Source organism: Pseudomonas sp. GNP012, assembly GCF_054343835.1.
Map to the genome: position 1 here is coordinate 3,054,604 of NZ_JBTGUU010000001.1, position 24,986 is coordinate 3,079,589.

The 24,986-nt window shown below is 61.5% G+C and carries 26 protein-coding genes; 13 read left to right on the forward strand and 13 right to left on the reverse strand.

Going from position 1 to position 24,986, the window contains the following annotated elements; translation table 11 throughout:
• Nucleotides 1-212: 212 nt before the first annotated feature.
• The 6 genes from ACXX83_RS13605 to ACXX83_RS13630 form a co-directional block, all read right to left on the reverse strand.
• A complete protein-coding gene (locus tag ACXX83_RS13605) occupies nt 213-1,598 on the reverse strand; it encodes a DUF1254 domain-containing protein (protein ID WP_458548761.1) in 1,386 nt (461 codons plus the stop codon).
• The gene (locus tag ACXX83_RS13610; protein WP_458548762.1) at nt 1,595-2,944 is read right to left on the reverse strand and encodes a DUF1254 domain-containing protein; all 1,350 of its coding nucleotides are present in this window, start codon (nt 2,942-2,944) and stop codon (nt 1,595-1,597) included. The genes ACXX83_RS13605 and ACXX83_RS13610 overlap by 4 nt, the downstream gene beginning before the upstream one ends.
• Nucleotides 2,945-3,101: 157 nt before the next feature.
• The gene (locus ACXX83_RS13615; protein ID WP_458548763.1) at nt 3,102-4,439 is read right to left on the reverse strand and encodes a DUF1329 domain-containing protein; all 1,338 of its coding nucleotides are present in this window, start codon (nt 4,437-4,439) and stop codon (nt 3,102-3,104) included.
• A gap of 11 nt (nt 4,440-4,450) precedes the next feature.
• Complete coding sequence (locus ACXX83_RS13620) at nt 4,451-6,277, reverse strand: DUF1302 domain-containing protein (RefSeq protein ID WP_458548765.1); 1,827 nt, start codon at nt 6,275-6,277, stop codon at nt 4,451-4,453.
• A 375-nt stretch (nt 6,278-6,652) separates the two neighbouring features.
• Nucleotides 6,653-8,059 carry an FAD/NAD(P)-binding protein gene (locus tag ACXX83_RS13625; RefSeq protein WP_458548766.1) on the reverse strand — a complete coding sequence of 469 codons (1,407 nt, stop codon included), beginning with the start codon at nt 8,057-8,059 and terminating at the stop codon, nt 6,653-6,655.
• Nucleotides 8,060-8,073: 14 nt separating this feature from the next.
• Complete coding sequence (locus ACXX83_RS13630) at nt 8,074-8,637, reverse strand: helix-turn-helix domain-containing protein (protein WP_102701434.1); 564 nt, start codon at nt 8,635-8,637, stop codon at nt 8,074-8,076.
• Between the two features lie 15 nt (nt 8,638-8,652).
• Here ACXX83_RS13630 and ACXX83_RS13635 point away from each other — a divergent pair, with 15 nt between their 5' ends.
• The 9 genes from ACXX83_RS13635 (at nt 8,653) to ACXX83_RS13675 (ending at nt 17,303) form a co-directional block, all read left to right on the forward strand.
• Nucleotides 8,653-9,654, forward strand: coding sequence for a DMT family transporter (locus tag ACXX83_RS13635; protein ID WP_458548767.1), 1,002 nt, complete (start codon nt 8,653-8,655; stop codon nt 9,652-9,654).
• A gap of 266 nt (nt 9,655-9,920) precedes the next feature.
• Nucleotides 9,921-12,839, forward strand: a complete 2,919-nt coding sequence (locus ACXX83_RS13640) for a monovalent cation/H+ antiporter subunit A (protein ID WP_458548769.1) — start codon at nt 9,921-9,923, stop codon at nt 12,837-12,839.
• Nucleotides 12,839-13,183, forward strand: a complete 345-nt coding sequence (locus tag ACXX83_RS13645) for a Na+/H+ antiporter subunit C (RefSeq protein WP_007973781.1) — start codon at nt 12,839-12,841, stop codon at nt 13,181-13,183. Before ACXX83_RS13640 ends, ACXX83_RS13645 begins: the two co-directional genes overlap by 1 nt.
• Complete coding sequence (locus tag ACXX83_RS13650; RefSeq protein ID WP_458548771.1) at nt 13,180-14,865, forward strand: monovalent cation/H+ antiporter subunit D; 1,686 nt, start codon at nt 13,180-13,182, stop codon at nt 14,863-14,865. Before ACXX83_RS13645 ends, ACXX83_RS13650 begins: the two co-directional genes overlap by 4 nt.
• Nucleotides 14,862-15,350: a Na+/H+ antiporter subunit E gene (locus tag ACXX83_RS13655; RefSeq protein WP_015094511.1), complete on the forward strand. Its 489-nt coding sequence runs from the start codon at nt 14,862-14,864 to the stop codon at nt 15,348-15,350. Before ACXX83_RS13650 ends, ACXX83_RS13655 begins: the two co-directional genes overlap by 4 nt.
• Nucleotides 15,347-15,625: a K+/H+ antiporter subunit F gene (locus ACXX83_RS13660; protein ID WP_015094510.1), complete on the forward strand. Its 279-nt coding sequence runs from the start codon at nt 15,347-15,349 to the stop codon at nt 15,623-15,625. Before ACXX83_RS13655 ends, ACXX83_RS13660 begins: the two co-directional genes overlap by 4 nt.
• Nucleotides 15,622-15,984, forward strand: coding sequence for a Na+/H+ antiporter subunit G (locus ACXX83_RS13665; RefSeq protein WP_007995227.1), 363 nt, complete (start codon nt 15,622-15,624; stop codon nt 15,982-15,984). Before ACXX83_RS13660 ends, ACXX83_RS13665 begins: the two co-directional genes overlap by 4 nt.
• 183 nt (nt 15,985-16,167) lie before the next feature.
• On the forward strand, nt 16,168-16,470 hold the full coding sequence (locus tag ACXX83_RS13670; RefSeq protein WP_458548453.1) for a transposase: 303 nt from the start codon (nt 16,168-16,170) through the stop codon (nt 16,468-16,470).
• Nucleotides 16,471-16,478: 8 nt separating this feature from the next.
• Nucleotides 16,479-17,303: an IS3 family transposase gene (locus ACXX83_RS13675; protein WP_256582901.1), complete on the forward strand. Its 825-nt coding sequence runs from the start codon at nt 16,479-16,481 to the stop codon at nt 17,301-17,303.
• Nucleotides 17,304-17,388: 85 nt separating this feature from the next.
• Here the strand turns inward: ACXX83_RS13675 and ACXX83_RS13680 are convergent, their stop codons facing one another.
• From ACXX83_RS13680 to ACXX83_RS13695, 4 genes are all read right to left on the reverse strand, one after another.
• Nucleotides 17,389-17,826 carry a DUF3995 domain-containing protein gene (locus ACXX83_RS13680; protein ID WP_458548773.1) on the reverse strand — a complete coding sequence of 146 codons (438 nt, stop codon included), beginning with the start codon at nt 17,824-17,826 and terminating at the stop codon, nt 17,389-17,391.
• A 115-nt stretch (nt 17,827-17,941) separates the two neighbouring features.
• Entirely contained in the window at nt 17,942-18,955 is a 1,014-nt protein-coding gene (locus ACXX83_RS13685) for an ABC transporter substrate-binding protein (protein WP_217835625.1), read from the reverse strand.
• A 119-nt stretch (nt 18,956-19,074) separates the two neighbouring features.
• Nucleotides 19,075-19,278 carry a hypothetical protein gene (locus ACXX83_RS13690; RefSeq protein ID WP_217835626.1) on the reverse strand — a complete coding sequence of 68 codons (204 nt, stop codon included), beginning with the start codon at nt 19,276-19,278 and terminating at the stop codon, nt 19,075-19,077.
• Nucleotides 19,278-19,748, reverse strand: a complete 471-nt coding sequence (locus ACXX83_RS13695; protein WP_458548775.1) for a hypothetical protein — start codon at nt 19,746-19,748, stop codon at nt 19,278-19,280. Before ACXX83_RS13695 ends, ACXX83_RS13690 begins: the two co-directional genes overlap by 1 nt.
• Before the next feature lie 412 nt (nt 19,749-20,160).
• On the opposite strand from ACXX83_RS13695, the gene ACXX83_RS13700 reads away from it, so the two are divergent.
• The 3 genes from ACXX83_RS13700 (at nt 20,161) to ACXX83_RS13710 (ending at nt 21,170) form a co-directional block, all read left to right on the forward strand.
• The gene (locus tag ACXX83_RS13700; RefSeq protein ID WP_225923697.1) at nt 20,161-20,409 is read left to right on the forward strand and encodes a hypothetical protein; all 249 of its coding nucleotides are present in this window, start codon (nt 20,161-20,163) and stop codon (nt 20,407-20,409) included.
• A gap of 161 nt (nt 20,410-20,570) precedes the next feature.
• Nucleotides 20,571-20,801, forward strand: a complete 231-nt coding sequence (locus ACXX83_RS13705; RefSeq protein WP_007973761.1) for a hypothetical protein — start codon at nt 20,571-20,573, stop codon at nt 20,799-20,801.
• A 132-nt stretch (nt 20,802-20,933) separates the two neighbouring features.
• Nucleotides 20,934-21,170 carry a DUF2789 domain-containing protein gene (locus ACXX83_RS13710; RefSeq protein ID WP_217835627.1) on the forward strand — a complete coding sequence of 79 codons (237 nt, stop codon included), beginning with the start codon at nt 20,934-20,936 and terminating at the stop codon, nt 21,168-21,170.
• Between the two features lie 5 nt (nt 21,171-21,175).
• Here ACXX83_RS13710 and ACXX83_RS13715 read toward each other — a convergent pair whose 3' ends face one another.
• The 3 genes from ACXX83_RS13715 to ACXX83_RS13725 all read right to left on the reverse strand — a co-directional run bounded on the left by ACXX83_RS13715 (nt 21,176) and on the right by ACXX83_RS13725 (nt 23,886).
• On the reverse strand, nt 21,176-21,379 hold the full coding sequence (locus ACXX83_RS13715) for a hypothetical protein (RefSeq protein WP_458548777.1): 204 nt from the start codon (nt 21,377-21,379) through the stop codon (nt 21,176-21,178).
• 259 nt (nt 21,380-21,638) lie between these two features.
• Entirely contained in the window at nt 21,639-23,246 is a 1,608-nt protein-coding gene (locus ACXX83_RS13720) for a methyl-accepting chemotaxis protein (protein ID WP_458548779.1), read from the reverse strand.
• Between the two features lie 235 nt (nt 23,247-23,481).
• On the reverse strand, nt 23,482-23,886 hold the full coding sequence (locus ACXX83_RS13725) for a TraR/DksA family transcriptional regulator (protein WP_007935965.1): 405 nt from the start codon (nt 23,884-23,886) through the stop codon (nt 23,482-23,484).
• Nucleotides 23,887-24,255: 369 nt separating this feature from the next.
• Here ACXX83_RS13725 and ACXX83_RS13730 point away from each other — a divergent pair, with 369 nt between their 5' ends.
• Nucleotides 24,256-24,861, forward strand: a complete 606-nt coding sequence (locus tag ACXX83_RS13730; RefSeq protein WP_458548781.1) for a glutathione S-transferase family protein — start codon at nt 24,256-24,258, stop codon at nt 24,859-24,861.
• Nucleotides 24,862-24,986: the final 125 nt, after the last annotated feature.

Consider the following 24,986-nt stretch of genomic DNA (forward strand, 5'->3'; position numbering starts at 1 on the left):
CGATGTTGAAAGGACGAAAGATCAAGATCAAAAGATCGCAGCCTTCGGCAGCTCCTACAGTGGGTTGGCGTACACAAACGCTCTTGCCTGCATGCGAATCCTGCTGATCAGGCTGAAGGCCATGTTGCGGGACGGCACCGAAAGGCGGTGACGAATGGCATGGTGAAGACAGTTGCTCCCACAGGGATCCAATGCAGGAGCGACGGTGCAGCTTAAGCAGACACCACTTCAACCACCGGCATTTGCCAGCGTTGATTGACCACCTGCTGCCCGGGCCCATACAGGCGCAAGATCAGGGTGAACGCCCCGCTCGCCGGCGTCGGCAACCAGTTGCTCTGCTCCGGCGGCGTGGTGTTCTGCAAGATCAACGTCAACCCGCCGTCCGCGTCCATCTGCATATGATCCCGACTGCTCAGGCCGTAACGATTGATCGGGTTGGCCACCAGTTGCCGGTCCGGCAAGTCATACAACGTCAGCGACCAGAACTCACTGGCGGGCGGCAATTGACCCGGTGCGAAACGCAGGCGATAGCTTCGCCCGCCCTGCAAGGGTTGCCCCTGACTATCCACGCGAGTGCCGGTGTAGAAGGCCTCCTCCACACTGTTGCCGTAAATGCCGACATTCGCCGCAACAGCGCGGTTGAGGTAATTGCCGTCCAGTGTTTCGCGAGTGCCGAACAGGCCGAGGGTGGTGCGGACCTGGCTCACCGCCGTTTGCAGTTGCGCCTGGGCGTCCTGAATCCCGGCGAGCAGTGCCTTGCGAGTGGCTGGCGGCAACGTCGCCGGGTCGAAGCCCTGGCCAGGCACGATGCCGATCCGCGCAAAGCGTGCGCGCAAGGCTTGCTCGGACGGTTGCGTCGGACACAGGCTGAGGATCTGGTTCAACACCGGGATAAACTCAAGCCCCAAGCCGGTCTTGCTGTCCCAGGGTTGCCAGTCAATGACTGGCGCGGCCACGGGCGCTGCACTGCCGACGTATTCATGCAACGAACGCAAACCGTATTGCTGCTGCAAGGCACGCACCGCCGGCAGGTCCCCGGCGTTTTTCAGGCCCGTTCTGCCAAGCACCATGACGATTTCGGTTTCGCTGCGCAGCACGGCCGTGACGCCGTCCGGTGTATGGCCTTGCCAGTCGGGCCCGGCGATCAGGTAATTTCCCGCATCGCGCCCGGTGCTGAGCACGCCGACATAGGCAAAGTTGTGGGTGTACTGGTCGACCAGTTGCAGCACGTAATAGCGGTCGTCAGGCACGGCCGGCACACTCAGCACTTGCGGCTCGCTGCGCAGGTCGAGCCAGGCCCAGGAATACTGCGTGTCGTTGTTCGGTGTGACGATGTCGCGATTGCTCGGGGTGAACAACTCGCCGTAGTGACGCAAGCGGTTGAAGCCGCCGACGTACTCCGGCGCAGACGCGTTGAGCGCCTGTTTTTCCATGGTCTGGTAATGCATGAGCATGGGGTACGCGTAAATCCACGCCTCCTTGGCTATCTGGCGAAGGTCATCGGAATCAGCGGCCAGCAACCAGCGTGGAAACATCAGGCTGCCTCCCAATACCCCCATGCTGCCCAACACCCGGCGGCGACTGAAAATCAGGTTCACGGTTCGATCCTCGCAATCGTCGGCAACCGATAACTCCCGTCCAATGCCCCGCCCTTGGGCAGGTACAGGCGCAACAGCAGGTTGAACGGACCTTGCGGCGTCGGCAGCCAGTTGCCCTGCGGCGCATCCTTGGGCGCATCGGCTTGCAGGGTCAGGGTCAAGCCGCCATCGGCATCGTATTTTAGACCAGGGCTGCGGTCGCCCAGGGCATAACGCTGGATCGGGTTGGCGGCGAGCAGTTGGGTTTTGCCGTCGTACAAGGTCAGTGACCAGAACGCATTCACCGGCGGCAATTGCCCGGCGGGGAAATGCAGGCGATAGGCGTGCTGGCCGCTGAGCATCTGCCCCTGGGCATCGTGCAGCGCCATCGGGTACAGCGCTTCCACCGCATCGTTGGCGTAGATGTAGCGCCAGGCAACCGCGGCACGGGTCAGGTCGTCGTCGCCGAACTTGCCGACGTTGGACGGCGACGGCAACCAGCCCTGCTGTTCCACCGACAGCTGGCTGGACGCGGCGCGCACTTGCTCGCGACCGGCTTCGGCGCCTTGGGCGACGGCTTGGTGCAAATCCGCCGGCGCCTGGAATGTGGTGCCCGGCTTCACACCGATAGCGGCGAAACGGGCCAGTTTTTCCTGCTCGCTGGCGCTCCACTGATGCAGCGGCGCCAAGGCGTTGAAGGTGCTGAACAGCGCCTGCGCCGCCCCCTGCTTGGTGTCCGTATACGCTGGAAGCTGCAGCGTTGCCAAGGGTTCAGGCGCCGCGCCGCCGCTCACTGTGGACAGTGGCTGCAAGGCGTAGCCCTTCAGCACTTGAGCGGCGTCTTTCTGATCGGCTTCGCCCTTGACCTCGGTGCGCCCCAACAGGAACACCAGGCGACTCGGCGAGCGAATCACGCCGCTGAAACCCGATGGCACTTCCCCCTTCCAGTCCGGCCCGGCGATCAGGTAGCGCCCCGCTTTATCACCTGTGGCGCGGGTGCCGATGTAATCGAGGTTGTCGGTGCGCATGTCGACCAGTTGAAAGCTGTAGTAGCGCCCCTGCACGGCTGGCACATCCAGCACCATCGGTTCGCTGCGCAAATCAAGCAAGGCTCGGGAATAGAAGGTGTCGTTGTTCGGCGACACCACTTTGTTGTCCTGCGGGCCGAGCAAGCGCGGTTCGCTGTAGAGCCGGTTGAACGGCAGCTTCGCGGCGATGGCGCTGAGCACTTTGTCGTGCTCGACCGTAGCGTAGGCGAACACGTAGGCCTCCTGGGCCAGTGCCTTCGCCTGGGGTTGATCGAGGGTTGCAGCGTGAACGGTACCCAGGCTTGCGCCCAAGGCAAGAGCGGATATCCAGTAGCGCACGGTAGATCTCCTTTAGATAAACATCGGCACACCGGCCCACTGTGGGAGCGGGCTTGCTCGCGAAAGCGGTGTGTCATTCACTCATGATGTCGACTGACACGGCCCCTTCGCGAGCAAGCCCGCTCCCACATTGGATTTGCGGTGGTTTGGCGAAGGGTTACTTGGCCCAGCGCCGCAGGTCCGACGGGGTGTAGTCGTCGGTCTTGGCGGCGAAGCCCACGCGCATCGGTTCGGTCTCTTCGTTGGCCAGGCCGCCGGCGTAGTAGCGTCCGGAGATCAGGTCGTACGAGGTTTCCAGCACGTTGTAGGTGAAGCCGTGGTCGTACTGCTGGATCGCATGCAGTTCACCGCTGCGCCACAGTTCACCGCGGCTGTCGTACTGGTCCGACTGGGCGATCTGCCAACTGTCCTCGTCCACATAAAAGCGGCGCTTGGCGTAGATGTGCCGGGCATCCGGCTTGAGGGTCGCTTCCACCACCCACACCCGATGCTTCTCGTAGCGGGCCAGGTCCTGGTTGACGTGGTTGGGCTTGATCACGGCGTCGTACTTGAGGTCGCGGCTGCCGATCCTGTAGCTGTTGTAAGGGATGAACAGCTCTTGCTTGCCCACCAGTTTCCAGTCGAAACGGTCCGGCGCACCGTTGTAGCCGTCGACGTTGTCGGCGGTGATCAGGCCATTGCTGTAACGGGCGCTGTTGTCATAGGCGATCATCGGCGCACGGCGCACGCGACGTTGCCCCGGCAGGTATTGCCAGGCCGAACGCGGCTCGGCGACCTGGTCGATCGGCTCATGCACCAGCACCGCTTCGCCGGACAGACGCGCCGGCTCCAGAACCCGGCTCTTGAACATGAACAGCACGTTGGAGCCCGCCTCCAGGCCACTGACGGTGTCGGCGAAGTTGATCAGCGACTGGTTGCGCACGTAGCTGGTGGCGCCGTTTTCACGCACCAGTGCGGCGCTGCTGATGCGCTCGTAGCTGCCGCCGCGATAACGGGTCATGTGGTTCCACATCACCTCCAGGCCTTCGGTGGGCAGCGGGAACGGAATGCCCCTGGCGTAGTCATGCAGACCATTGCCGCCATCGGCCATGCTGGTCTTGGCCACGTTGTCGCGGCTTGCCGCCAGCACATCCCTGGGCAGGTTGGCGCTGCGATGGGTCGGGTAGATGTTCATCTTGTAGGTGTCGGGAAAGCGCTTGAACAAGGCGATTTGCCCGGGGCTGAGAAACTTTTCGTACTGCGCCACATTCTTCGCCGTGACAGTGAACAAGGGCTTCTCGGCCGCATAAGGGTCGCTGTAGCCGCCCTTGCTGTCGACGGTGCCGGCGTTGCTCGCCAGGCCACCGGTCCAGGCCGGAATGCTGCCGTCGGCATTGGCTGCCATTTCCGAGCCCATGGGGGTCAGGGTCTTGCCCAGGGCTGCCGAATCGGTGCCTTTGGCCTGTGCCAGGCCGACGGTGCAGGCCAGGGCCAGCACGCACAATTGCATACGCATAACGGTTCTCCTCAGAAGTCTGCCTTGAAGCTGACGGATGCGAAATCGCGGTCGTCGAGGGTGCTGTAGTCGTTGGAACCGAAGAAGGCGTTGTAGGCCAGCTCCACGCTGTAATCGTTCATGTAGACGCCGGTCAGGCTCACGCCAAGCGCTTGCTGGCCTTCCTGGAACGGCCCTTGCGGATCGTAGGAATAACCCTCGACGTCATGCCGCCAGTTGACGGCCGGAATCAGGTTGATGCCCGGCAACACATCGCTGTATTCGAGGCTGGCGCGCAGGCGATAACCCCACGACCACTCGGTGGCAAAGCCTTTGTCGGTGCAGTACTGATTGGTGACGCCGGAAGCCACGGTATTGCACGGCGTGCCGTTGCGCGGAGCACTGCGGCCGAACGCGGCGCTACGGCCAAGGCGCTCATCCCCCAGATCGTCGATGTGCACGACACCGGCTTCACCGAACAGGCTCAGGCGCGTGGCGCCCAGCACGTTGTCGATGGCCTGGGTGGCCGAACCGGTCATCTGCCAGACACCCTTGCGCTCCCACGCATCGAACTGACTGCCATTGGTGGTGCTGAAACCGGGCGGCAATTGCACCCAGGAGCTGCCCCCCGGCCCGGAAATCACGGCGACGTTGACGTCAGGTGCGTTGATCGCCAGTGGCATGTTCGGCCGATAGCTCAGCTCACCGGCCAGGGAAATCCCGGTGACCGGTTCGACGCCGTTGAGGCTGATGCCGTACAGGTGAATGTTTTCCGGGAAGGCCGCCGCATAACTCGGCGCCTGGGTGCCACCGGGAAAGGTGCCCGGCAAGGAAGTGTTCCTGGCGTTGAGGGTGAAATACGGCAACCGCGAGTGATAGTTGATGTAGTAGATCGCGGCTTCAGCATCGTTCAGCGCCGGGATCATCTGGCGCAGGGCGAAGCCGAACTGGCCGTAATCGGACGGCGACTCATTGCCCCGAGAGGTGGCGTACAACCCCGCGGCCTGCATCTGTTCATCGGTCTGCACCTGGCTCAGGTACAACGGCCCGCACCCCGGTTGAATCACGTCGCTGCTGGCGAAGAAAGTGCCGCAACCGTCGAGGACACTGGGCCGCCAGTTGTACTGATAGAAGCCTTCGAGGTTGGTGGTGTCGGTCAGACCGAAGCTGAAGGACACCATCTCCACCGGCAACTGGCCTTCCTTGATTTCCACGCCGGGACGGTTGAACGCCGAGATGTCCAGCGGGTTGATCACGTTGATGCCGTTCTGGATCAACAGCGCCTCGCCCCAGGACAACACCTGGTTACCGACCTTCACGTTCAGCGGATGGTCGGCCACCTGGAAGTCTTTCCAGACGTAGGCGTCGAGGACCTGGAAGCCCTTGAACTTCGACAAGTCGTCCCAGCCCGAATCGTCGAAATCCTTGAAGCGGCCATTGCCGGTTTCATAGGCGTGGTCGTACCAGTATTTGAAACGCAGGAACGCGCCCTGGCCCTGGCCATCGAGACTGAAATCGGTGAGGCCCTTGAAAAGCTGCGAGATGGGATCACCCTTCTCGAAGTTCAGCCGGTTGTCATCGGCGCTGACGCTGCTGCCATTGGCATTCACGCCCTGGGCCTGCAAGGCATTGGCGCGGGTCATCAGGCTTTTGTCGGGGTTTTGCGTCGACCAACTGCTGCCCAGGCTCAGGCTGGTCCTGGTCGACAGGCTCCAGTCTTCGTTGAGGTCAAAGGTGGTGGCGCAGGCCGGCCCCGTGAGTATGGCAACAATCGCCAACGCAAGCGGTTGCGGGCGGGAATGGCCAAGCCGGTGAAGTCGTTGGCGGACTCCGGCTGTGGCCGAGCTTTTTTTTATCATTATTGGGCTCCGGTCAGGTTTGCTCAGCCCGGACACGTTGCCCAACTATCGAGCGCGACACGCAAGCGATGGCCGACAAAAAATATTCATCGGGGGGATCTGCAGTGCGGGTGGTATTTTTTGAAGGTGTACAGGTAACGGCGACTATTGGTCCCGCCCGTACGGCGGGTCACTTTGGAAAAACGGAACGCCGCCCGGCCTGTAGGAGCGAGCCTGCTCGCGATGGAGGTCAACGATGATGCGGGGAGCCTGACACCCCGCAGTGCTCTCGGGTTTTTCGTCGGAACGCCGCCCGGAGCAAGCTCGCTCCTACAGTGGATCGGCGTACACAAACGCTCTTCACCACTCATCAGGCCGAACGTTAGCTCGCCTGCCTTAGCGCACCAGTCGCTCGGCCAGCGCCTTGGCCTGGCTCGCCACATCAGTGACGGCCGTGCTTTCCCACCACATGCCGCGCAACGGCGGGCCCATGGCAAACAGACGGCTGGCGGGCAGCCCCTGCGCGTTCAGCACCGCGCCATCGACCTCTGCCGCGATGCCCAGGGCCAACGGCCCCGGTCGCACCAGGCCACGAGCGAGCAGTTGCCGGGGCAGCGGTCGTGCGACCCGGCGCCAGTCGTATTCAATACCGCTGGAGTTGATCAGGGCAGCACCGCTGACCACACAGGCCTGCGCCTCGCCGCGGCGTCGAAGGCGGATGCTCACCCCGCCATTGATCGAAGGCTCAAGGCCCTGGTATGACGCGGCGTGAATACGTAACCGTCCTTCTTTATACAAGCGCGCTACCAGTTCGGCACTCAAGGGTGGCGAGCGGTGGTGATGGCTTTCCCACCAGGGCCGCACATGCCGCACGAACTGCCGACGCTGCACATCCGTTGCCTGATGCCACAAGCGTCCAATGTGTGCCCGAACCGTGTCCAGTGGCGCCTGCCAGTCGATGCTCTGGGCGATGGCGTCCCGGCAGTGTCGACGCAATTCGCGCAGCAACTGGCGAGGTGTGCGGATGTCCTGATCCTCGGCGAGAAAATCCACCCAGGCCGGAGGCTGGCGGCGCACATGGGGCAGCAGCCCATGGCGGGAAAACACTTCGATCGGCCCGCGATGTCCGGCCTGTTCGAGGGACACCACGGCGTCGACCATGGTCAGGCCCGAGCCGATGATCATGACCGTCGATTGCGGATCGAGCTGCTGCATGGCTGCCACGTCCCACGGATCGAGGGCCGCCGCATTCAATCCGCTGGATTGAGTTTGTGGCGTGCGCGCAGCGGGGAACATCCCGGTGGCCAGCACCGCAAAAGCGCCCTGCAAGCATCGGCCGTCGCTCAAGGTCAAACGCACCGCGTCTGCACCGGCTTGCAAATCGACCACCTCGGCCTGCACATGCTCGACCGTCGAACCGATCAAGGCACCCACCGCCTGGGCTTCTGCGAGGCGCTGCCGAGCGTACAGGCCGAAGATTCCCCGAGGGGGAAACAGCTCGCTGATTGGCACGTGCTGCTGATCCGATTCCGGCCAGCCACCGCCGGCAATGTAGTCGGTGAGCCATTGGGTCAGGTCGTCGGGGTTGTCCGGGTCGACACTCATCCGCGCCGCGTTGCCGTTGAGCGTATGGCCCAACTCCACCGCGCTGTAGGCTTCGCCCCGCCCCAACTCGGTCCGTGGTTCGATCACCAGCACCCGACGCCGGCCCGGCAATCGCATCAACTGCGCCGCCAGCATCGCACCACTGAGGCCGCCACCGACAATCAGGACATCGGCGTCATTGTTCAAGGTCTGGCCCATCCTGCTCTCCCTGTTCAGATCACCACATTACGCACAAACCGCGCCGCTACCGTGCCGTCATTGCGATAACAGTGCGGCTGATTGCTGGCGAACATGAAGAATTCACCCGCCGCAATATTCTGTGGCCGGTCGCCGAGCATAACGGTCAGGCAGCCTTCAAAGACATAAATCTGCTCGCTCCAGCCATCGGCGTCCGGCTCCGAGGGATACACCTCGCCCGGTTGCAGGCACCACTCCCACTGCTCGACTTCGCGGCTGGCCTGAGCCTTGGAAAGCAACACCGCTTTACTGCCGGGAATCGTGCCGGTCCAGGCCAGCTCATTGATACGGCTGGGATCACGGGCATCGGGAGCCTGGATCAGATCACTGAAGGCAACGTCGAGGGCCTCGGCCACGCGGTCGAGGGTGGTCAGGCTGACATTCTTTTCCCCCGCCTCGATCGCCACCAGCATTCGGCGGCTGACTCCGGACTTTTCGGCCAGCGCGGTCTGGCTCAGGTCGGCGGCATGACGCAAACGACGAACATTTTGGCTGACGTGCTGGAGGACCGAAGCCCGTTGGGTAGAATCTTTGTGCACTATATTGCTCACTGAGTGGGGTTGGGCAGTATACTGCGCAACATTCGGCGCATTGTGCGTCCCCCTCCAGTAGCGTGCAAGGTCATGACGTCGGTGAATTCCCCAAAGGCTTCCTCCCGTTTCACAAGGTTCAGCAAGGCCGAATGCGTGCTGGTGCTGATCACGATGGTCTGGGGCGGAACCTTCCTGCTGGTTCAGCATGCGATGACCGTCAGCGGCCCGATGTTTTTCGTCGGCCTGCGCTTTGCCGCCGCCGCGAGCATCGTCGCCCTGTTTTCCTGGCGTCACCTGCGCGACCTGACCCTGTTCGAACTCAAGGCCGGCTCGTTCATCGGCGTGGCGATCATGCTCGGCTACGGCTTGCAGACAGTCGGATTGCAGAGCATTCCCAGCAGCCAGTCGGCATTCATCACCGCGCTGTATGTTCCGTTCGTGCCATTGCTGCAATGGCTGGTGCTGGGGCGGCGTCCGGGGTTGATGCCGAGCATCGGCATCATGCTGGCCTTTACCGGGCTGATGCTGCTGTCCGGGCCGGCCGGTGCGTCGTTCAACTTCAGCCCCGGTGAAATCGCCACCTTGATCAGCGCCGTGGCCATTGCGGCCGAGATCATCCTGATCAGCACCTATGCCGGCCAGGTCGATGTGCGCCGGGTGACGGTGGTGCAACTGGCAGTCACTTCGGTGTTGTCGTTCCTGATGGTGGTGCCGACCAACGAGGCGATTCCGAACTTCTCCTGGCTGCTGCTGTGCAGCGCACTGGGCCTTGGGGCGGCGAGTGCGGCGATTCAGGTGGCGATGAACTGGGCACAGAAAAGCGTGTCACCGACCCGCGCCACGCTGATCTATGCCGGCGAGCCGGTATGGGCCGGGATTGTCGGGCGCATCGCCGGGGAACGCCTGCCGGCGATTGCCCTGGTCGGGGCCGGGTTGATTGTGGCGGCGGTGATTGTCAGCGAGTTGAAGACCAAGGGTAAGGCGGCGTCTGAGCGGGAACTGGAGCAGGAAACCCAGCGATAAACCGCAACTTCCGCAGCGCCAGATAAATCGCCTTCGCGGGCAAGCCCGCTCCCACAGGTTCAGAGGCGTTCACATAACTTGTGTACGACGCGGACACTGTGGGAGCGGGCTTGCCCGCGAAGGGGCCGGTCCAGACACCCCCTCTCTGAAACAATGTGAATCAGGGTTTTTCCGTCTACCGTGTAGGATTCTGCGACAGCTTGGCGTTTGGCGATCCGGGAGCTGGCACGTATGATGCTTCACAAACTTCCGCAGATTAGAAGCCTATGTCCCTGATAGTTCTACTGCTTCTGCCTTTCATAGGCAGCTGTTTGGCGGCCGTGTTGCCGCACAATGCCCGTAACGCCGAATCCCTGCTGGCTGGCCTGATCGCCCTGATCGGCAGCGTTCAGGTCGCATTCCTGTACCCGCAGATCGCCCATGGCGGCGTCATTCGCGAAGAGTTTTCCTGGCTGCCCAGCCTGGGCCTGAACCTCGTCCTGCGCATGGACGGTTTCGCCTGGCTGTTCTCCCTGCTGGTGCTGGGCATCGGCACCCTGGTGTCGCTGTACGCGCGCTACTACATGTCGCCGAACGATCCGGTGCCGCGCTTCTTCGCGTTTTTCCTGGCCTTCATGGGCGCCATGCTGGGGCTGGTGATCTCCGGCAACCTGATCCAGATCGTGTTTTTCTGGGAGCTGACCAGCCTCTTCTCGTTCCTGCTGATCGGCTACTGGCACCATCGCGCCGATGCCCGGCGCGGTGCCTACATGGCGCTGATGGTGACCGGTGCGGGCGGTTTGTGCCTGCTGGCGGGGGTCATGCTACTCGGCCATGTGGTCGGCAGCTATGACCTGGACAAGGTCCTGGCCGCCGGCGACCTGATTCGTGCCCATGCCCTCTACCCCATCCTGTTGCCCCTGATCCTGATCGGCGCCTTGAGCAAAAGCGCGCAATTCCCCTTCCATTTCTGGCTGCCCCACGCCATGGCCGCGCCGACGCCCGTGTCGGCGTACCTGCACTCGGCGACCATGGTCAAGGCCGGGGTGTTTCTGCTGGCGCGGCTATGGCCGTCGCTTTCGGGCAGTGAAGAATGGTTCTACATCGTCAGCGGCGCCGGTGCCTGCACCCTGTTGCTCGGGGCGTATTGCGCGATGTTCCAGAACGACCTCAAGGGACTGCTGGCCTACTCGACCATCAGCCACCTCGGCCTGATCACCCTGCTGCTCGGCCTGAACAGCCCGCTGGCCGCCGTCGCCGCGGTGTTCCACATCCTCAACCACGCGACGTTCAAGGCCTCGTTGTTCATGGCCGCCGGCATCATCGACCACGAAAGCGGCACCCGCGATATCCGCAAACTCAGCGGTCTGTACAAGCTGATGCCGTTTACCGCCACCCTGGCCATGGTCGCCAGCGCCTCGATGGCCGGCGTGCCGTTGCTCAACGGTTTCCTCTCCAAAGAGATGTTCTTCGCCGAAACCGTGTTCATCAATGCCACGCGCTGGGTCGAGTTGAGCTTGCCGATCGTGGCAACGATCGCCGGTACCTTCAGCGTGGCTTACTCCCTGCGTTTCACCGTGGATGTGTTCTTCGGTCCGCCCGCGACCGACTTGCCTCACACCCCCCACGAGCCACCACGCTGGATGCGCGCGCCGGTCGAGTTGCTGGTGTTCACTTGCCTGCTGGTGGGGATCTTCCCGGCGCAGGTGGTCGGCCCGCTGCTCGCCGCGGCGGCGCAACCGGTGGTCGGCGGCGCCCTGCCCGAATACAGCCTGGCGATCTGGCACGGCCTGAACGCGCCGATGATCATGAGCCTGATCGCCTTGTCCTGCGGCACCGTGCTCTATCTGCTGCTGCGCAATCAATTCAAGCGCGGACGCTTCAACCGTCCGCCCGTCTTGGGTCGCCTGGACGGCAAGCACCTGTTCGAATGGGCACTGGTCGCAAGCATGCGCTTGGCCCGCCGCCTGGAGCCGCGGATTGGCACCCGGCGCCTGCAGATGCAGTTGTTCCTGGTGGTGCTCGCCGCCGTGCTGGCTGGCTTGATTCCCATGCTGCACAGCAGCCTGCACTGGGGCGACCGGCCGAAGATCCCCGGGTCGATCGTCTTCGTCACCCTGTGGTTGCTGGCCATCGCCTGTGCCCTTGGCGCGGCGTATCAGGCCAAGTATCACCGTCTGGCGGCCCTGACCATGGTCAGCGTCTGCGGCCTGATGACCTGCGTCACCTTCGTCTGGTTCTCGGCGCCGGACCTGGCCCTGACCCAACTGGCGGTCGAAGTGGTGACCACGGTGCTGATCCTGCTGGGCCTGCGCTGGCTGCCACGACGGATCGAAGAAGTCTCGCCGTTGCCGGGCAGCCTGCGCCGGGCGCGGGTGCGGCGGATCCGCGACTTGCTGCTGTCGACCATGGTCGGTGTCGGCATGGCGCTGCTGTCCTACGCCATGCTGACGCGCCAGACCCCCAACGACATTTCCTCCTTCTACCTGAGTCGCGCCTTGCCCGAAGGCGGCGGCAGCAACGTGGTCAACGTGATGCTGGTGGACTTCCGCGGTTTCGACACCCTCGGTGAAATCACCGTACTGGTGGCCGTGGCCCTGACCGTCTACGCCCTGCTGCGCCGCTTCCGTCCGCCGAAAGAAAGCCTGCAGCTGCCGGCCCAGCAACGCTTGCTCGCACCGGATGTGGTCACCGACCTGGTCAACCCGCGTCACGCCAGCGACACCGCGCTCGGCTTCATGATGGTGCCGGCGGTGCTGGTGCGCCTGCTGTTGCCGGTGGCGCTGGTGGTGTCGTTCTACCTGTTCATGCGCGGGCACAATCAACCGGGCGGCGGCTTTGTCGCCGGGCTGGTGATGTCGGTGGCGTTCATCCTGCAATACATGGTCGCCGGCACGCAGTGGGTCGAGGCGCAAATGAGCCTGCGACCGCTGCGCTGGATGGGCACGGGCCTGATGATTGCCACGGCCACCGGCCTGGGTGCGATGCTGGTCGGCTATCCGTTCCTGACCACCCATACCTGGCATTTTTCGTTGCCGCTGCTGGGTGACATTCACCTGGCCAGCGCGCTGTTCTTCGACGTCGGCGTGTACGGCGTTGTGGTCGGCTCGACCCTGTTGATCCTCACCGCCCTCGCCCACCAATCGGTGCGTGGTCACAAAACCGCCGCCCAGCCTAAATCCGTTGCCGCCACGGGAGCCGTCTGATGGAAGAAGTCATCGCAATCGCCATCGGCGTACTGGCCGCGTCCGGCGTGTGGCTGATCCTGCGCCCACGGACGTTCCAGGTGGTCATGGGCCTGTGTCTGCTGTCCTACGGCGTCAACCTGTTCATTTTCAGCATGGGCAGCCTGTTCATCGGCAAGGAACCGATCATCAAGGACGGCGTGCCGCAGGATCTGTTGCACTACACCGACCCGTTGCCGCAAGCGCTGGTACTGACGGCGATCGTCATCAGCTTCGCCATGACCGCGCTGTTCCTGGTGGTGCTGCTGGCGTCCCGGGGCCTGACCGGCACCGACCATGTGGATGGCCGGGAGCCCAGGGAATGATGGCGATGACCCACCTGATCGTCGCGCCCATTCTGCTGCCGTTGCTGACGGCCGCGATCATGCTGATGCTCGGCGAGAAGCACCGGCCGCTCAAGGCCAGGATCAATCTGGTCTCCAGCCTGCTCGGGCTGGGCATTGCCGTGGCGTTGTTGCAATGGACGCAAACCACCGGCGTGCCCGGCTCCATCGGCGTGTACCTGCCGAGCAACTGGCAAGTGCCGTTCGGCCTGGTGTTGGTGGTCGATCGTCTTTCGGCGCTGATGCTGGTGCTGACCGGCATCATCGGCGTCAGTGCCCTGCTGTTCGCCATGGCCCGCTGGGACAGCGCCGGCTCGAGTTTCCACGCGCTGTTCCAGATCCAGTTGATGGGGCTTTACGGCGCATTCCTCACCGCAGACCTGTTCAACCTGTTCGTGTTCTTCGAGGTGTTGCTGGCCGCGTCCTACGGGTTGATGCTCCACGGCTCGGGCCGGGCGCGGGTGTCGTCGGGGCTGCATTACATCTCGATCAACCTGCTGGCCTCGTCGCTGTTCCTGATTGGCGCGGCGCTGATCTATGGGGTGACCGGCACGCTGAACATGGCCGATCTGGCGGTGAAAATCCCGCTGGTGTCCGAAGCTGACCGGGGCTTGCTGCACGCTGGCGCGGGGATCCTGGCCGTCGCGTTTCTGGCCAAGGCCGGCATGTGGCCGCTGAACTTCTGGCTGGTGCCGGCCTATTCCTCGGCCAGCGCGCCGGTGGCGGCGATGTTCGCGATCATGACCAAGGTCGGCGTCTACACCTTGCTGCGCCTGTGGACGCTGCTGTTCTCCGCCCAGGCCGGGGCATCGGCGTTCTTTGGCGGGGAGTGGCTGATCTACGGCGGCATGGCGACCATCGTCTGCGCCGCCCTTGCGATCCTCGCCGCGCAACGCCTGGAGCGCATGGCCAGCCTGAGCATTCTGGTGTCGGCGGGCATCCTGTTGTCGACCATTGGTTTCGCCCAGCCGAACCTGGTGGGCGCAGCGCTGTTCTATCTGTTCAGCTCGACCCTGGCCTTGAGCGCGCTGTTCCTGCTGGCCGAACTGATCGAGCGTTCGCGCTCGGCCAACGAGATACAGCTCGAAGATGAAGCCGAACTGCTGCCCCGCCCTCTGGAATCCCTGCATCCCCCCAAAGGCACCAACCTCGACGACGATCAGAAAGCCGTGGTCGGCCAGGTGATCCCGTGGACCATGGCGTTTCTCGGCCTGAGCTTCATCGCCTGCGCCTTGCTGATCATCGGCATGCCGCCGCTCTCCGGGTTTATCGGCAAACTCGGGTTGATCGGCGCCCTGCTCAATCCGCTGGGCCTGGGCAACAGCGGCGACACACCGATTTCCAACGCCTCGTGGGGCCTGCTGGTGTTGTTGATTGTGTCGGGGCTGGCGTCGCTGGTCGCCTTCTCGCGCCTGGGCATCCAGCGCTTCTGGACGCCGGCGGAACGACCATCGCCCCTGCTGCGACGCCTGGAGTGCGTGCCGATCTTCGCGCTGCTGGGCTTGAGCATTGCGCTGACCTTCAAGGCCGATCCGCTGCTGCGCTACACCCAGGCCGCCGCCGATGCCTTGTACAACCCGCAGCAATACGTGATGGCGGTACTCGACACCCGCGTCGTACCGAACCCCACGGCCAAGGCGGTCCCGCAGGAGGTGCAACCATGAGGCGCCTGTTTCCCGCACCCTTGCTGTCGCTGGCCTTGTGCCTGCTGTGGCTGTTGCTGAACCTGTCGACCAGCCCCGGCAACCTGCTGCTGGGTGCGGCGCTGGGGTTCTGCGCGCCGCTGATGATGCGCAGGTTGCGTCCGCTACCGGTGCGCATCCGTCGTCCGGGGGTGATCCTGCGCCTGGTCCTGCTGGTCGGGCGTGACGTGCTGGTGTCCAACCTCGCCGTGGCCTGGGGTGTGCTCAATGCCGGTCGCCGTCCGCCACGCTCGCAATTCATCAAGGTGCCACTGGACTTGCGTGACGCCAACGGCCTGGCCGCGCTGTCGATGATCACCACGGTGGTGCCCGGCACGGTCTGGTCGGAGCTGGCGCTGGACCGCAGCATTCTGCTGTTGCACGTCTTCGACCTGGACGACGAGGCGCTGTTCATCCAGCACTTCAAGGCGACCTACGAGCGTCCGTTGATGGAGATCTTCGAATGAGCCCCTTGCTGGCGAACGCGATCCTGCTGAGCCTGTTCCTGTTTTCCCTGACGATGGTCCTGACCCTGATCCGCCTGTTCAAAGGGCCGTCGGCCCAGGACCGGGTCCTGGCGCTGGACTACCTGTACATCGTCGCGATGCTGATGATGCTGACGCTGGGTATTCGTTATGCCAGTGACACCTACTTCGAGGCGGCGCTGCTGATCGCCCTGTTCGGTTTCGTCGGTTCCTTCGCCCTGGCGAAATTCCTGCTGCGTGGTGAGGTGATCGAATGAATACGCCCTTGTCGTTGTGGGTGGAAATCCCGGTGGCGATTCTGCTGGTGCTCGGCAGCCTGTTTGCCTTGATCGGCGCCACGGGCCTGCTGCGCATGCAGGATTATTTCCAGCGCATGCACCCACCGGCCCTGGCCTCGACGCTCGGGGCCTGGTGCGTGGCGCTGGCTTCGATCATCTATTTTTCGGCGCTCAAGTCCGCGCCGGTCTTGCACGCCTGGCTGATTCCGATCCTGCTGGCGATTACCGTGCCCGTGACCACCTTGCTGCTGGCCCGGGCGGCGCTGTTCCGCAAACGCATGGCCGGGGATGATGTGCCGGCGGAGGTGAGTAGTCGGCGGAGTGAGAGCGGCAGTTAGACCAAGGATTTGCATCGACTGGACCGGCCTCATCGCGAGCAAGCTCGCTCCCACAGTGATGGGCGTCGTACACACCTTTTGAGTCCGACACCAAACCTTGTGGGAGCGAGCTTGAACTGGCCTAATGATTTTGGACACTTCAATCGGGCGCTATGATGGCGCCCAAATCTGAGGTGTTTGGATATGCGTAAATCTTATTCCAGTGAGTTCAAACTCAAGGCCGCCAGCATGGTGCTGGACGAGGGCCAGTCAGTTCCCGATGTTTGTGCCAGTTTGGATATTGGCCCTACGGCCTTGCGCCGTTGGGTCGACCAGGTTCGCAAAGAACGCTTGGGTTCGACCCCGTTGGGGGCCAAGGCAATCACCGCCGATCAGCGGGAGATTCAGCAGCTCAAAGCGTTGCTCAGGCAAAAAGACCTGGACATTGAAATCCTAAAAAAGGCCAGTGCTCTCCTGCTTTTGGACTCCAAAGATCATTCTCGCTGATCAATGAGCTGGACGAGCAGTACGGCGTTAACAATTGCTGTCGGGCGTTTGGAGTCACCCGCAGCAGCTTTTACGCCTGGCGTCAGCGCCAGGGCAAGGTGAATCCTGAACGGGAGAAACTTAAGGCCGTGCTGGTCAAGCATCATAAGGAATCCAGAGCGTCCGCCGGGTCTCGCACCCTGTCCAAGGAACTGCAAGCCAAGGGGCACCGTGTCGGGCGCCATATGGCTCGTAGCTTGATGCGCGAAGCCGGTGTTGCCAGTCATCAACGGCGGCGGCACAAGTACAAATCTTCCGGCGTTGAGGCGCTGGTGGCGCCGCATGTGCTCAAGCGCAAGTTTGATGTCACGGCGGTTAACCAAGTGTGGTGCGGCGATGTGACCTACATCAAAGTCGGCACGCGCTGGATGTATTTCGCGGCGGTGCTGGATCTGTTTGCCCGCAGGATCGTGGGCTGGTCGTTTTCGATGATTTCCGATGCCACGCTGACCTGCGAAGCGTTGCGGATGGCGGTCGACCTGCGAGGCCGGCCAAAAGAGGTGCTGTTTCACTCTGACCAGGGCTGCCAATACACCAGTCATAAATTCAGGAAAGAAATGCGCAAACATGGCCTCCTGCAAAGCATGAGTCGCAAAGGTGAGTGCTGGGACAACGCTCCGATGGAGCGTTTCTTTGGAAGCCTCAAGTCAGAGTGGGTACCAGAAGATGGCTACCGCTCGGAACATGAGGCGCGGGTGGATGTGCAGCGTTATGTGATGCGTTACAACAACGTCAGGCTCCATAGCTACAACGACTACCGGTCGCCGGTAGCTATGGAGAAGCTGGCGGCATGAAACCGTAACTGGTGTCCAAAATTAGTTGACCAGTTCAGCTTGCTCGCGATGAGGCCAGTACTATCACTACAGAAACGTCGCTGTATCAGACCCAGGCCACCGCCAATAACCCTGCACCCAACACCACACACAAGGGCGAATAAACCCAGGTGTCCAGCCGGGCAAATTTCGAGTCTTTGACCTCCTTGAAAAAACCCACCAGCTCCGAATCGCCAATGGCCCGGGCAAACAGCAAGATCGCAATGGCGCTGATCGCCCACTGCAACGACCAGTGATGCAAGGGCGGCAGCCACCAACCCACCCGCCAGCACACCAGCACGGCAATCAACAGCAATGCCCCGGCCACCACCAGCGTGACCCAGCCTCGCGGCTTGAACGCCGGCCTCAGTCTTGCGCTGCCCTCCTGAGGTACTTGCGGAACCGCCGCCACCGCCGCCCACTCGCCACCCAACGCCCAATACACATGCACCAGACTGATCACGGAGAAGATCGTCACCAGCCATTGAGCCAACAGCAAGGTCATGGTCAGGAATCCTTGAAAGGGATTTGAACAGAACATTGTAGGAGCTGCCGCAGGCTGCGATCTTTTGATTTTGCTTTTTCAGACAAGATCAAAAGATCGCAGCCTGCGGCAGCTCCTACAAGGCGGCGGAGACTTTATCCGCCACGTCCTTGGGCAGCCAGGCCCGCCAGACGTCCGGATGAGCCTTCATGAACGCCTCTGCCGCCTGGCGCGGCGGTGTATGTTTCTCGCTCATCTCGGCCAGCGCCTTGTTCAGCGGGCCGATCGGAAAGTCGACCTTGGCAAAGAACTCGGCAATCTGCGGATATTGCTTCTGGAAGGGAGTGGACACACCGATCGACAGCTTTGAAGCCAGGGAACGGGTCGGCCGTGGATTGGGGTTGTCGGCGTCGGTCAGGGTCTTCCAGGCTTCGGCGTCGAACGGTGGTTCTTCCAGTTGAATCAGCTTGAAGCGGCCGAGCAACGGCGTGGGCGACCAGTAGTAAAACAGTACCGGCTTGCCACGATGAATGGACGAACTGATCTCTGCATCCAGGGCCGCGCCCGAACCGCTGCGGAAGTTCACGTAGCTGTCCTCCAGTCCGTACGCCTTGAGCTTCTGCTTGTTGACCACTTCCGAGGTCCAGCCGATCGGGCTGTTGAGGAAACGCCCTTTGGTCGGAGCTTCCGGGTCCTTGAACACATCTTTGTAGCGCGGCAGGTCGCTGACGCTGCGCAGGTCCGGCGCCAGCGGCTTGATGCCCTTGGCCGGGTCGCCCTTGATCACATATTCCGGCACCCACCAGCCTTCGGTAGCGCCCTTGACCGTATCGCCGAGGCTGACGACTTTGCCTTCGGCTTCGGCCTTGACCCAGACCGGGCTGCGACCGGCCCACTCTTCGCCAATGACCTGGATGTCATTGTTGGCCAGCGCGGTTTCCAGGGTGATGGTGGTGCCTGGCAAGGTATCGGTGGGCAGCCCGTAGCCCTTCTCGACAATGATGCGCAGGACATCGGTGATCAGGCTGCCGCTTTCCCAGTTCAGGTCGGCGAAGTGGATCGGCGCCTGGGCGGCAAACACCGGGGCGGGTGTCGCCAGCAAACCGAAAGTGGCCAGGACAGCAGCCAGCAACCGTCGAAATCCGTTCATGCTTTTGCACCTCGTGCTGTTCACAGCAATAGCAGGATGGCCTGGCAGTAGACCCGCGAAGCCTCTGAATACTCAGTCCAATGACTGTAGTAGAGGTTCCTGCTTTCGAGGTGCGTGGATCAGTTTTCGGAAGTTTCCTGCAAGCGCGCCAGCTCTCGTCTGACCATGCTGGCGTATGGCGCCGGTTGCAGTTGGTAAAGCTGTGACGCCACCCAGTTCAGCCAGGCTCCTTGCAGAAGGGACTTCTGCCCGAACAGCCGCCGCGCTTCGTCTTGAGCGCTGGCCAGGTTCTGTTCGTGGAAGTCGGCGCGGGTCAGGGTCATCACTCGCTGGCCTTGAAGGTCACCAGCTCGCCCTTGCGCCACTTGGCCACTTTGGCGGTCACGGCCTTGAGGGTCTTGGTCAGGCCTTCCTGCAACTGTTGATGGGCGGCAAACACCATCACCACGCTGTGACCTTCCTTGAACACGACCCCCTGACCGTCGGCCGTGCTCACGAAGGCGTAATCGCCAATTCCGTAAACCGTCAGTTTGATGTCGCGGAACCTGATGTCCAGCTTGCCGCCTTCGCGACTGGGCAGCACGGACGCGCTGAAATGATCGCCGACCTTGAGCTTGAGTCCGGGTTTGTCGTCCACCACCAGGGCTGATTCGGTGTCGATTTCGGCAATGTAGATGCCTTCAGCGTTCTGTTCGGTGATGTAAACGAAACGTGACTGAAACTGCTTGACCAGCTTTGCGCGCAAATCGCCCAGCACGAACAAGGCATGCATATCGAGATTACTTACTGCCAAGGAAACATCCCCACATCTGAAAAATGGCGCCGTACGCGAAAATAAACGCACAGCCAAAAAAGCGGCAATGCCGAAGGTGTAGCCAGAGAACCCGGATTGAAGTCCTGAATGAGCAGTGCACTCATTTATCACGAAGCTTGAGAAGACTACTGGAACGTCACTCGCGTCGTCCTGACTGGCGTTCGTCACAGGCTGAAGGAAAACGCCCCTCCTGCTGCCAGAAAATTATGGACTATCAACTTCGGGGAAAAATCTCACAAAGAGAACAAATTTTCCTACATATCGTTAGCAAAAAATTGCTTTAGATAAACATCATTCACCCGCCAGCAAGGGTGATTCTAGAGCAGCGATGCTCCTGGAGACTAGCCAAAACGACGTACATACGTCGGTAAAACAATGAAAAGGACTTCATATGTGCACACTGACACACTTTGCCTATCCCTTGCTGCCTGACTCGAAAACAGCAGCGATCTCGCAGCCGATACCGTTCGGCCCCTCTGAACCGCTTCTCGACGTCCCTCCCCGCCCGCGATTTCAGGTGGTGATGGCGGGCATTGCCTTCTTTCACATCAAGGATATTTCTACAGGCTGTGTAAGAGGTTTCCGAGCCAATCATAACGAAGCCTGCGCCCTCGCCCGGTTTCTTGAATCAAAGGGTTGACACGCCCGCCGCGCTCATTTTCAACGACGTTTGGTCTGCCCGTCGACTTATCTCAGCCGTCGACGGGCAACTACTGCCATACTGCCCGCCCAATAAAACGGATCCGCAACAAATCGGATGGCGTTGACAACAACAATGTATTTCCAGGGGAAGTCTGCAACGTGACGGAATTTGATATCGGCGAGTTTTTTATCCGCGGTGAAGCCAGAGAAGTCGAGGGTGAATTTCAGGCCGTGATTGTCATGCGCGCCAAACCTCCGCTCAAGACCGTGACCTATCACCAGGTCGAAAAAGATCGCTGGTTCAAAACCCCGGATGTCGCTGCCATTGCGGCCCAGGAATCGGCCAGGGAACTGAAGGCGGCGGTCGATGCCGGGGCACTGAAAGCCTGACACCCGGATTGGCGGTCTATGCTCTGTGTTGCGTTTGAACATCGTGATCGAACTCCACCCGTGCGGCGCCCTCCAAATCAGGAGACCGCACGTCGCCCCTCGGCCCGACTGATGACCTGCAAGGAGATGAAGATGGAATCACCGACACACGACCTGAAAGGCCTGTTCGACCAGCTCGGCCTGGACTCCAGCCAGAAAGCGATCGACGACTTCATTGCCGCCCACTCCCTGCCCGACGACAAGAAGCTCATCGACGCCGAGTTCTGGACACCACAGCAGGCCGGCTTCCTCAAGGAACAACTGCGCGAAGACGCAGACTGGGCGCGGGTGGTCGACGACCTGAACCTGCGCATGCATCAGACCCACTGACCCCTTCAATGCTGGCTGTCAGGTCTTTCGGCGTTCAATTGCGCCAACCAGGCAGCCTTGCACTCCTGCGCTTCGTCGCGACTGGAGAACGCCGTGCCCCTGCGCTCGCCATTGAGCAACACCACCCAGCAAACCTTGCGTCCCATGGAGCGCAGACTGGCAGGTACGCCGCTGCCGATCATGACCGCGATATCAACTTTGCCTTGCATGCTGACCTCGAACTTAATTAGCAACCTAATTAATAGGTATGCTAGTTAAATCTTCGACGAGGAAACAGCAAAACGCTGCACAGGTTAGTTGCAGGATTTGTAACAATTGCCCGGTAACCCGATCCACTGTAGGAGCGAGCTTGCTCGCGATGGTCGTTAACGATGCCGCGTGTTTACTGACTAAACGCGGCGCTCTTGAGTCCATCGCGAGCAAGCTCGCTCCTACAGTTGAACAGCATTACACGGCAACCCGGGGTTTCTAGCGCGGCTTTTCCGGCTTGTAGCCCAGGCGCAAACCGCCCCAATGCCGGCCCTTGAGCATGATCGGCACCGAAAGATCGTGCATCAACTCGCCAGTGTCGCGTGTATAGGTTTGCAGTAGCACGGCCTTCTGATGGCTGCCGCAGCGGATTCCAGTGCGGTCGGCGAACTTGCGTTTGGTCCGGTTCTGCAAGGCATCAACCTGCGCGTCCCCCGTCAGCGGCTGGCTGAACGCATGGTTGTGGGTCGGCACATAACCCTGCTGAGTGCAGGCGATGGCGAACACCAATCCTTCGTGACGCGGTAACAAGGGTTCCTGGATCGCTGGTAAAACCTGATCGGTGTAGCGGTCGAAACGCGTCTGGTACTTGGCCGGGCTGGTATTGGGGATGACCTGGTAGTTGCGGTCGAACAGGTCGTCCAGACTGATTCGACCGGCATCGATATCCGCCTCGAAACGCTCTGCAATCCGGCTCGCGCCTTCCCGGGCCAGGTCATAGATCCGCTGGTGATAATCATCCAGCCCCACCTCGGCCAGTCGCTCGCTGATGGTTTCTGCCTGCCCTTCCATTTGCACCGCCGCCTGGGCCAGGCGCTGAGTCTGCTGGTCGCTGACCGCCAGGTCGCTGCGCATCTGCTCGATGGCGTGAAACAGGCTGTCGAGCTGTTCACGGTTGGTGTCTGCGCCCCGGGCGATTTCCCCGACCTGGGACTCGACACTGGCCGCCAGGCGGGCAATGTTCTCCAGGTGCTGCCCCGTGCGCTCGACCTGCTCGACGCCGGTGTCGAGGTCGCTGGACAGTTGGCGGATCTGCTCCACCACCTGTGTCGTACGTTGCTGGATATCGGCAACCATCTCACCGACTTCGCCCGTCGCGGTCGCCGTGCGCGCGGCAAGCCCGCGAACTTCGTCGGCCACCACTGCAAATCCGCGACCGTGCTCCCCCGCCCGCGCCGCTTCAATGGCGGCGTTCAACGCCAACAGGTTGGTCTGGCTGGCGATGGACTGAATCACCAGGGTCACGCGCTGGATATCATCGCTGCGCAGGCTCAAGGCTTCGATCAGTTCACGGCTGTTACTGGCGCGCTGGCTGAGCTGATGCATGCGGGCAATGGACTCGATCAGTTCCGTACGCCCCATCACGCCGCTTTGATGAGCCTCGCTGGCAGCGCTCAGCGCCTGGCGACTGAGCAGCGAGGTGGCGTGTTCGGTGGTAATCATGACCTCGGCGTTGCTGACGATCTGTGCCGCCGCCGACAGCTGCGATTGCAGTTTTTGCGCCAATTGCCGAACCGAGAACGCCACCCCGGCGGCCGAGAGCGCGTTATGGCTGGTGGTGTAGGAAAGATCGCGAGTCAAATCGCCGATGGCATCAGCGTTGTCGGGGGAAGCCGCCTGTGGGGTCGCGCGCGAACGCAAGCGAGGCAGCCAGATAATCAGTACGGCCAGGGGCAGGCCAAGGTAGAGCGACCAACCGCCCAACGTCATGCCACATAACAACAGCATCAGGGCGATGCTTTGCAGCGTCGGTGTCAGCCAGCGGTTTTTCGGCAACAGCATTGGTGCAGACACTGCCGCAGCCAGAGACCCGTCTCTTGTCATCATCGTCACCCCGGAAAACTTCTAATTGTTGTCTTCGCATTAAACGCCGGCATAAGGCCATTATCCATGAGCCTTTAGTCGCGAACGTTGCAGCAGATCAATAGAAGAATCGGGAAATCGCAGACGGCAGAAAACAAAGATCGCAGCCTGCAGCAACGCCCTACTTCAATTGCGTAGGAGCTGCCGCAGGCTGCGATCTTTTCAAGGCAGCCCGGTTCAACAGGGCTGCCTCACAGAATCAGGCCTGACGCTGGTGCTTGTCGATTTGCTCGTGACGCTCTTGAGCTTCGATGCAGTACTTGGTGGTCGGGCTGATCAGCAGGCGCTTGAGGCCGATCGGCTCGCCGCTGTCGTCGCACCAGCCAAAGCTGTCTTCCTTGATGCGCTCAAGGGCTTGTTCCAACTGAGGCAGCATGCGCTGGTCGCGATCGATCGCGTTCACCAGCCAGGTGCGCTCTTCTTCGACCGAAGCCGCGTCTGCCGGATCGGCCGGGGTGTCCAGGCTTTCGATGGCGATGCGGTTCTGTTCGATGCGCTCATGGGTTTCGACTTTCATGTTCTGCAACAGCTCGGAGAAAAAAGCATGTTGCTCGGCATTCATGTAGTCATCCGCCGGCATGGCCAGCAACTTGTCCTTTGTCATTGATATCTCTATAAAAAAACGTGCATTAAGGCGAATTAGGGAGCGTTCCGGCAGACCTGGGCAGGCCATCGGAAAGGCGCCGTTTGTTCCAAGCGCCACCCGGCACTCAATTTACGAGGGGCGGCAGTCTAAGGCCGACTTGAGGCCTCAGCAACTGAAAAGACAGCGAATTTGTCCGACAAAGCCCTGAAAATGCTCTACGGCAGGCTTTGAGGCGGTAATCGGAGTGCGTTTATAGCAAGAAATTCAATCGAGCGGCTGTATATAGAAGACAAACGGCCTGCACGAGGCCATTTTCCCTGCCATTTGCACGGCGGCGAACCTCAGCTAAGGTTGTCCTCCCGAAATGGCCATATAAAGGAAAGGACCATGAAGCTGATCGGTATGCTGGACTCGCCCTATGTCAGGCGCGCCGCCATTTCTGCCAAATGCCTGGGAATCACGCTGGAACATCAATCGGTCTCAGTGTTCCGCCACTTCGAACAATTCCGGCAGATCAACCCGGTGGTCAAAGCGCCCACCCTGGTGCTGGATGACGGTGAGGTGTTGATGGACTCGACGCTGATCATCGACTATCTGGAAACCCTGGCCGATAACAGCCTGATGCCCGTCGAACCGGCTCAGCGTCTGCGCGCGTTGCGCCTGATCGGGCTGGCGCTGGCCGCCAGCGAAAAGTCCGTGCAGCTTTACTACGAGCGCAACCTGCGGCCGGCGGAAATTCAATTCGAGCCTTGGGTGCAGCGGGTCGAAGGACAACTGGTGGCGGCCTGGTCTGCGCTGGAGCGGGAGCTGGAAAAGCAGCCGCTGAAGACTGACGGTGCGATCGAGCAGGACGGCATCACCCTCGCCGTAGCCTGGAGCTTCACCAACCTGGTGGTGCCGGATCAGGTGAGTGCGGCGCAGTTTGCGCGGGTCGCCACGTTCACGGCGTATGCCGAAGGGCTTGAGGTGTTTGTCAGTACGCCGATTGACTGACGGATTCATTTCGCCTCATCGACCGCCATCGCGAGCAAGCTCGCTCCCACAGGAACGCGTGATTCCCTGTGGGAGCGAGCTTGCTCGCGATGGCTTAAGCAAAAGCGCCGCTTCACCCAAAGGCA

Bases quoted from the DNA above. Each gene is read 5' to 3' on its own strand.
- ACXX83_RS13615 (WP_458548763.1), bottom strand. From the start codon at position 4,439: ATGCGTATGCAATTGTGCGTGCTGGCCCTGGCCTGCACCGTCGGCCTG.
- ACXX83_RS13620 (WP_458548765.1), bottom strand. From the start codon at position 6,277: ATGATAAAAAAAAGCTCGGCCACAGCCGGAGTCCGCCAACGACTTCAC.
- ACXX83_RS13625 (WP_458548766.1), bottom strand. From the start codon at position 8,059: ATGGGCCAGACCTTGAACAATGACGCCGATGTCCTGATTGTCGGTGGC.
- ACXX83_RS13640 (WP_458548769.1), top strand. From the start codon at position 9,921: ATGTCCCTGATAGTTCTACTGCTTCTGCCTTTCATAGGCAGCTGTTTG.
- ACXX83_RS13645 (WP_007973781.1), top strand. From the start codon at position 12,839: ATGGAAGAAGTCATCGCAATCGCCATCGGCGTACTGGCCGCGTCCGGC.
- ACXX83_RS13650 (WP_458548771.1), top strand. From the start codon at position 13,180: ATGATGGCGATGACCCACCTGATCGTCGCGCCCATTCTGCTGCCGTTG.
- ACXX83_RS13655 (WP_015094511.1), top strand. From the start codon at position 14,862: ATGAGGCGCCTGTTTCCCGCACCCTTGCTGTCGCTGGCCTTGTGCCTG.
- ACXX83_RS13660 (WP_015094510.1), top strand. From the start codon at position 15,347: ATGAGCCCCTTGCTGGCGAACGCGATCCTGCTGAGCCTGTTCCTGTTT.
- ACXX83_RS13665 (WP_007995227.1), top strand. From the start codon at position 15,622: ATGAATACGCCCTTGTCGTTGTGGGTGGAAATCCCGGTGGCGATTCTG.
- ACXX83_RS13670 (WP_458548453.1), top strand. From the start codon at position 16,168: ATGCGTAAATCTTATTCCAGTGAGTTCAAACTCAAGGCCGCCAGCATG.
- ACXX83_RS13680 (WP_458548773.1), bottom strand. From the start codon at position 17,826: ATGACCTTGCTGTTGGCTCAATGGCTGGTGACGATCTTCTCCGTGATC.
- ACXX83_RS13685 (WP_217835625.1), bottom strand. From the start codon at position 18,955: ATGAACGGATTTCGACGGTTGCTGGCTGCTGTCCTGGCCACTTTCGGT.
- ACXX83_RS13690 (WP_217835626.1), bottom strand. From the start codon at position 19,278: ATGACCCTGACCCGCGCCGACTTCCACGAACAGAACCTGGCCAGCGCT.
- ACXX83_RS13700 (WP_225923697.1), top strand. From the start codon at position 20,161: ATGTGCACACTGACACACTTTGCCTATCCCTTGCTGCCTGACTCGAAA.
- ACXX83_RS13710 (WP_217835627.1), top strand. From the start codon at position 20,934: ATGGAATCACCGACACACGACCTGAAAGGCCTGTTCGACCAGCTCGGC.
- ACXX83_RS13715 (WP_458548777.1), bottom strand. From the start codon at position 21,379: ATGCAAGGCAAAGTTGATATCGCGGTCATGATCGGCAGCGGCGTACCT.
- ACXX83_RS13720 (WP_458548779.1), bottom strand. From the start codon at position 23,246: ATGATGACAAGAGACGGGTCTCTGGCTGCGGCAGTGTCTGCACCAATG.
- ACXX83_RS13725 (WP_007935965.1), bottom strand. From the start codon at position 23,886: ATGACAAAGGACAAGTTGCTGGCCATGCCGGCGGATGACTACATGAAT.
- ACXX83_RS13730 (WP_458548781.1), top strand. From the start codon at position 24,256: ATGAAGCTGATCGGTATGCTGGACTCGCCCTATGTCAGGCGCGCCGCC.